At 70.5% G+C, this 5,660-nt stretch carries 5 protein-coding genes; 2 read left to right on the top strand and 3 right to left on the bottom strand.

All coding sequences use genetic code 11. The features are described from left to right. On the bottom strand, positions 1-194 hold a 194-nt coding region (locus ABZY89_RS29330), incomplete at its 3' end, for a hypothetical protein (RefSeq protein ID WP_355232697.1). Between the two features lie 113 nt (positions 195-307). On the opposite strand from ABZY89_RS29330, the gene ABZY89_RS29325 reads away from it, so the two are divergent. After that, positions 308-1,510 (top strand): MFS transporter, encoded by a 1,203-nt coding sequence (locus ABZY89_RS29325; protein ID WP_355232696.1) that lies wholly within the window; start codon positions 308-310, stop codon positions 1,508-1,510. Positions 1,511-1,517: 7 nt separating this feature from the next. Here ABZY89_RS29325 and ABZY89_RS29320 read toward each other — a convergent pair whose 3' ends face one another. Together ABZY89_RS29320 and ABZY89_RS29315 are read right to left on the bottom strand one after the other, a co-directional pair. Next, positions 1,518-2,633 carry a DUF1972 domain-containing protein gene (locus tag ABZY89_RS29320; RefSeq protein WP_355232695.1) on the bottom strand — a complete coding sequence of 372 codons (1,116 nt, stop codon included), beginning with the start codon at positions 2,631-2,633 and terminating at the stop codon, positions 1,518-1,520. A gap of 117 nt (positions 2,634-2,750) precedes the next feature. Beyond that, positions 2,751-4,049, bottom strand: coding sequence for a glycosyltransferase family 4 protein (locus ABZY89_RS29315; RefSeq protein ID WP_355232694.1), 1,299 nt, complete (start codon positions 4,047-4,049; stop codon positions 2,751-2,753). 153 nt (positions 4,050-4,202) lie between these two features. Here ABZY89_RS29315 and ABZY89_RS29310 point away from each other — a divergent pair, with 153 nt between their 5' ends. Then, on the top strand, positions 4,203-5,585 hold the full coding sequence (locus ABZY89_RS29310) for an AMP-binding protein (protein WP_355232693.1): 1,383 nt from the start codon (positions 4,203-4,205) through the stop codon (positions 5,583-5,585). Positions 5,586-5,660: the final 75 nt, after the last annotated feature.

Here is a 5,660-nt window from a genome sequence, read left to right as displayed (position 1 = left end):
ACATATATAATTTTTGCTCGCGGGGCCGCGGTGTCAAGGACCGCGAAGCGGCCGGCGAAGCCGGCGGCCGAAGGCCGTCCTTGACTCCGGGGTTCGTCGAGAAGACCCTCCAAGAACGGGTCGGCGGCCCAGACCAGCCCTCGGGCGAAACGCTCCGGCAGGGAGGTCTCGGCACGCTCGAACAGCGAAGGCACAGGTGTTGGTCTCGACACGCCTCCGCCTAGGGGCTCCGGCGGCTCGACCAGCGGAGCGGGGAGGTCTCGACAAGCTCGACCACCGAAAACCAGTCCTTTACTAACCTGACAGAGTGCCCCACACCCCCGACTCGTCCCCCCACCGCCCACCGGTCTGGATCTCCATAGCCTCGTTCGTGAGCAGCTTCGACAGGTTCGTGGTGAGCCCGATCCTGGTCCTCGTCGCGGCAACGTTCGAGGTCTCCGTGGGGCAGGCGGTGGCGATCGCGAGCGGCTACTACCTGGCGTACGGACTCTGTCAGCCTTTGTGGGGTGCCCTCTCGGACAGGTTCGGAAGAGTCCGCCTGATGCAGGGTGCGCTCGTCGGAGCAGGCATCGCCGGACTGGTCTCTGCGGCAGCACCCAACCTCATCACTCTCGTCGTCGTGCGAGTCGTCGCGGGAGCGTTCTTCGGGGCGATCGTGCCGACCTCACTGACGTACGTCGGGGACACCGTCTCCGCGACCCACCGACAGCGCGCGCTCTCGGACCTGATGGCAGCGATGGCGGTGGGGACCGCGCTGGCCGCAGCGGCGGCGGGGATCACGGGCCAGCTGGCCGGGTGGCGGGTCGTGTTCGCGGTGCCGGCGGTCGTGGCACTGATCAGCGCCTGGGGTCTGCGCTCGCTCGCCGAGCCGCCGAGGGCCACGAGCAGCGGGATCAAGGCATCGTTCCGGGCGGCGCTGAGCAACCGCTGGGTGCTGGTGGTCGGGCTGCTCGTCTTCGTCGAGGGCGGTCTGGTCCTCGGCGTCCTCACGCTCCTCGCCCCCGCCCTGCAGGCCCAAGGTGTCGATGCGGCGCGAGCGGGGCTCGCGGCAGCTGCGTACGGCATCGCGGTCCTGCTCTCCTCGCAGGTCCTCAAGGCTCTCACCCGACGGCTCCCACGCTGGGTGCTGATGGCGATCGGAGGCGTCGCCCTGACTGCCGGGTACGCCGCCGCGACCGTGACGGTGTCGGTGCCCACCATCATCGGCATCGTCGTGATGCTCGGGATCACCTGGGCCTTCCTGCACACCTCGCTGCAGACCTGGGCCACCTCGATCGTCCCCGAAGCCCGCGGCACCGTGGTCGCGTGCTTCGCCGCCTCGCTCTTCATCGGCAGCTCCATCGCCGCCATCATCGCCGGCCCGGCCGCGGACCACAACCAGTGGCACACGCTCTTCACGGCCTGTGCCGTCACCGCCGCGGTCCTCACCGTCGCCTGCGTCCTCGCCTACCGCGCCTACACCGCCCGCGAGCCCGCACCTCGAGCCGCGGACATCGCCACCGACGTATAGGACGGGGTCAACGCAGGTGCGCGCGGATGAGCTGCTCGTACTGGTCGGTGATCCGGCTCCAGGTGAACTCGGCGGAGTGGCGGGCGCGGGCATGACCGGACAACGACGCCGCCAGCTCGGGCTCGGACAAGAGACGCTCCAACGCGGAGACGATGCCGGCCTCGTCGGAGAAGTAGAGGGCGGCCTTGTCGGCGACCCAGCGGTTGTAGCGGTTGTCATGGGCGATCACGGCGTTGCCGCAGCCGAGCGCCTCGACCAGGGACGGGTTGGTGCCGCCGACCTGGTGGCCGTGGACGTACGCCACGGAGTGGAAGCGCAGGGCCGAGACGATGTCGGTGTCGTAGATCGCGCCGAGGAAGACGACCTCGTCGCTGGCCGCCTCGAGGACAGCACGCTGGTAGTCTTCCGCCGGATCATAGGAACCCAGGACGACCAGCTGCCGGCCCCAGCGGCGGCTGGAGAAGGCCCGGACGACCTCGAGGATGCTGTTCTCCGGCACCGGCCGAGCGACCAGGGTCAGGTAGGAACCCGGCTCCAGCCCGTGGTCGAGCACCGCCCACTCCGGCGCGTCGACAACGGGCGGCGCGCCGTAGGCGATCGTGGTGATCTTCTCGGCCGGCACCCGGGTCGCCAGGTGGCGGGCGATCTCGGGGTGGTCGGCGATGAGGTGGTCACCCAGCCAGCAGGCGGCCCGCTCCTGGGTCCACAGGAACGCCTTCTCGGGGCCCGACCAGCGGGCCCGCTTCCACTCGATGCCGTCCATGTTGATGATGTTGGGGACGCGGCGCGAGCGCAGCACCGCGTTGAGCGCGCCGGTGTTGTAGCCGAACGTCACGCACACGCTGCCGTCCTGCTCCGCCTCGCGGGCGGCGTGCCGCACCGCGCCGACGTCGAACTCGATCGTCCCGCGCGGACCGTCGTGCCGGGCGGGCACGTGGACGCGCTCGATGCCCTTCCACGAGTCGATCCGCAGGTCAGCGTGGGGTTCGTCGTCCTGGCAGTAGACGACGACCCGCCAGCCGCGGTCGACGAGGTCCAGACCGATGTTCTCCACCGCGGTCTCGAAACCGCCGTGGGCTGCGGGCACACCACGGGTCCCGAGCATCCGTACAGTTGGGGTCACGTGGGGTTGACTCCTAGTTTCTAGGAGCCGATGGCTCCTATTTTCAGCACAAGGAGCCATCCAAGAGGATCCGCGGGGACAACGGTCCAGAAGTCGGGGTCATATACCCCAAATCGGTTACGTGACTGCAGGTCCGCGAGTGAGCACGAACTGGCGAAGCGCGTCCGGGTCGTCCAGATCGACGTACTCGAACCCGTTCACCGCCGCCGGCGCCTCGCCGATCGCGCACATGGCGTCGTAGACCTGCACGTACGCCGCCGACTGCGGGCCCCAGTCGAGCACCTTCGCCGCGCGCTCCCGCGCCCGCAGGGCCAGCTCGACCCGCAGCTCGGGATCGTCCAGCAGCGACTCGACCGCGTCGGTGAACGCGGCCACGTCCCCGGACGGAACGAAGAGCGCGGCATCCTCGGCGGAGACGCGCGTCTCGACCAGGTCGAAGGAGACCGACGGCAGGGCGTACGCCATGTACTCCATCGTCTTGTTCATCGTCGAGACGTCGTTGAGCGGCGTCTTCAGATCAGGACACAGGCCGATGGTGGCCGCACTGAGGTGCTGGGCGATCAGCGCCGACCCGGCCCGGCCGGTGAAGGTGACCACGTCGTCGAGGCCGAGCTCGGTGCAGCGTCGCTTGAGGTCCTCGAGGCAGTCGCCGAAGCCCATCAGCACCGCGTCGACATCGCTGCGGCCGCGCCGGTGGACGAGCTCGTCCATGACCTCCAGCACCGTGTCCACACCGTCCTGGGGCCCCATGATCCCGAGGTAGACCAGGGTGTGGCGGTTGGCGTGGGGCGCCGGGTCGTGGGGCCGCACCGGACGCATCACCGAGGTGTCCGGTCCGCTGCGGACCACGGTCACGTCCGCGGGGGCCATCCCGCCGCGCGTGATCGCGACCTTCCGGTAGGACTCGTTGGTCGAGATGACCTTGTCGGCAGTGGCGTACGTCTGCTTCTCGAGCCAGCGGAGCGCACCCAGCTGGGCGCGACCGGACAGCGACGTCGGGGTGCCGAACCGGGAGAGGAAGAGCTCGGGGTTGAGGTCGTGCTGGTCGAAGACGAACCGGACGCCACGGCGCTTCCAGATGCGAGCCAGCAGCCAGTAGGTGTCGGGCGGGTTGCACGCCTGCATGATCGCGAACGGGCGGTCCCGCCAGACCTTGTTGGCCAGCAGCGCCGTGCGGATCCAGCAGTAGACGAACTCGAGCAGATAGCCGAGCACACCACGGGCCTGCGGCGCGGGGCGGTACTTGTAGATGCGTACGCCGCCGAGCTGCTGGCGCCCGGGATCGCCGGGGCCCTTCGGGCAGATCACGCTGACCTCGTAACCGCGCGCGACCAGCGCCTGGCACTCGAGCCAGACACGTCGGTCGAGCGGCACGGGAAGGTTCTGGACAATGATCAGCACGTGCGTCTTTGCCACGCCATGTCTCTGCTGGGCTGCGTTGACCATGTGAGAAGCGTTGAGGGTGCTGAGACCGGCGTGTCGGGCATGTGCGGCCATATCCCCGAATCCGGGGATCGTGATGGGCGACGCCGGTGCCGGAGCGGCCCGCGGCTCCTAGCCTCGCATCCTGTGAACCCGCTGGCCGAGCGCATCCGATCCGTACGCACCCGACCCCGGTCGCAGGCCGTGATCGCGGACCGGCGGACCTCGGTCGGTGCGGACGGGCTGGTCGGCGCGGCCGAGGAGCTTCGTCTCGCCCTCGTCGCGGCCGCCGGTGTCCCGCGGCCGCTGGTCGCGGTGTCGCTGCCGCTGTCCACCGACGCGGTCGTCGCGCTCGTGGCCGCGATCCTCGGTGATCTCTCGGTCTGCTTCGTGGACCCGTCGGCGGCCGAGGAGCACCGCCGGTCCCTTCTCCAGGCGCTGCATCCCGACGTCGTGCTCGACCGATCGGGGATCCGGGCCGTCGCGTCGTCAACCTCCCGCTCGGGCGTGGAGGCCGGGTATGTCGCGATGTCCTCCGGCTCCACCGGCGGCGGCCCCAAGGGCGTGCTGTCCTCCTGGGCCGGCATCGACGCGTTCGTCCCGCACGGCGCGGCCGCGCTCGATCTCGACGCCTCCTCGGTGTGGGCCGAGGTCTCCCACCTCTCCTACGACCTGGCGATGACCAACCTGCTGGTCGCTCTGGCCGCCGGCTCCTCCCTGCACCTGTCCGGGTCGCTGGGCGACCGGCTCCGCCCACTCGGCTTCTGCGCCCGCGTCGAGGCGACACACCTGCGGCTGGCTCCCCGGTTCATCGACCTCGCCGCGAACGAGCGCGGCGCCGGCTCCCCACGGACCCTGCGGCTCTGGGGCTCCGGCGGCGACCGGCTCTCCGCTGCCGACGCCCAGCGCGTCTTCGACCTCGGCGTCGCGACTGTCGTCAACACGTACGGCACCAGCGAGACGATCGGCTTCGCCAGCGCCGCCCGGTTCGACGCCGGCGACGACCTCCAGACGGTCCACGGCGCCCTCGGCATCGGACGCGGGGCAGTCGGGGCGTGGCGTACGTCGTTGCTCCCCGAGGCCGCGGACATGCTGGCCATCGAGTCTCCGCACCTGCCCGGCGGCTATCTCTTCGGCAGCCCGAACGGGGAGTTCCCGCGCTGGGAGGGTTCGGAACGGGTGCTCACCGGCGACCTCGGCGCCCGTCGCGGCGAGGAGCTCTTCTGCCTGGGCCGCGCGGGCCGCAGGGTCAAGCGCAGCGCGAGCTTCGTCGACCTGGACGCGCTCGACGCCGAGGTGAAGCAGGCCTTCGGCCTGGCCACCTTCACCGCCGCCACCCCCGAGGGCGGCCTGGTCAGCCTCGTCGAGGGCCCCAGCACTGACCTCGGCGACCTCCGTCGTCGGCTCCCGACGGTCCTGCGCCCCGACTCGCTCCCGGACCTGCTCGTGCCCGTCGCCCAGCTCCCCCGCCTCGGCAACGGCAAGATCGACCAGGCTGCCGCTCAGCTCCTCGCCGCCAACGCGGGCTGAGCCCCGCTGGTCGAGCCGCCGGAGCCGCTAGGCGGAGGCGTGTCGAGACCAACACGGTCCTTTCGGCGCTCGAGC

This window comes from Nocardioides sp. NPDC006303, from assembly GCF_040613175.1.
Lineage (GTDB): Bacteria > Actinomycetota > Actinomycetes > Propionibacteriales > Nocardioidaceae > Nocardioides.
Note: the sequence above shows the minus strand (reverse complement) of the source record. Positions and strands in the feature narration are given on the sequence as shown.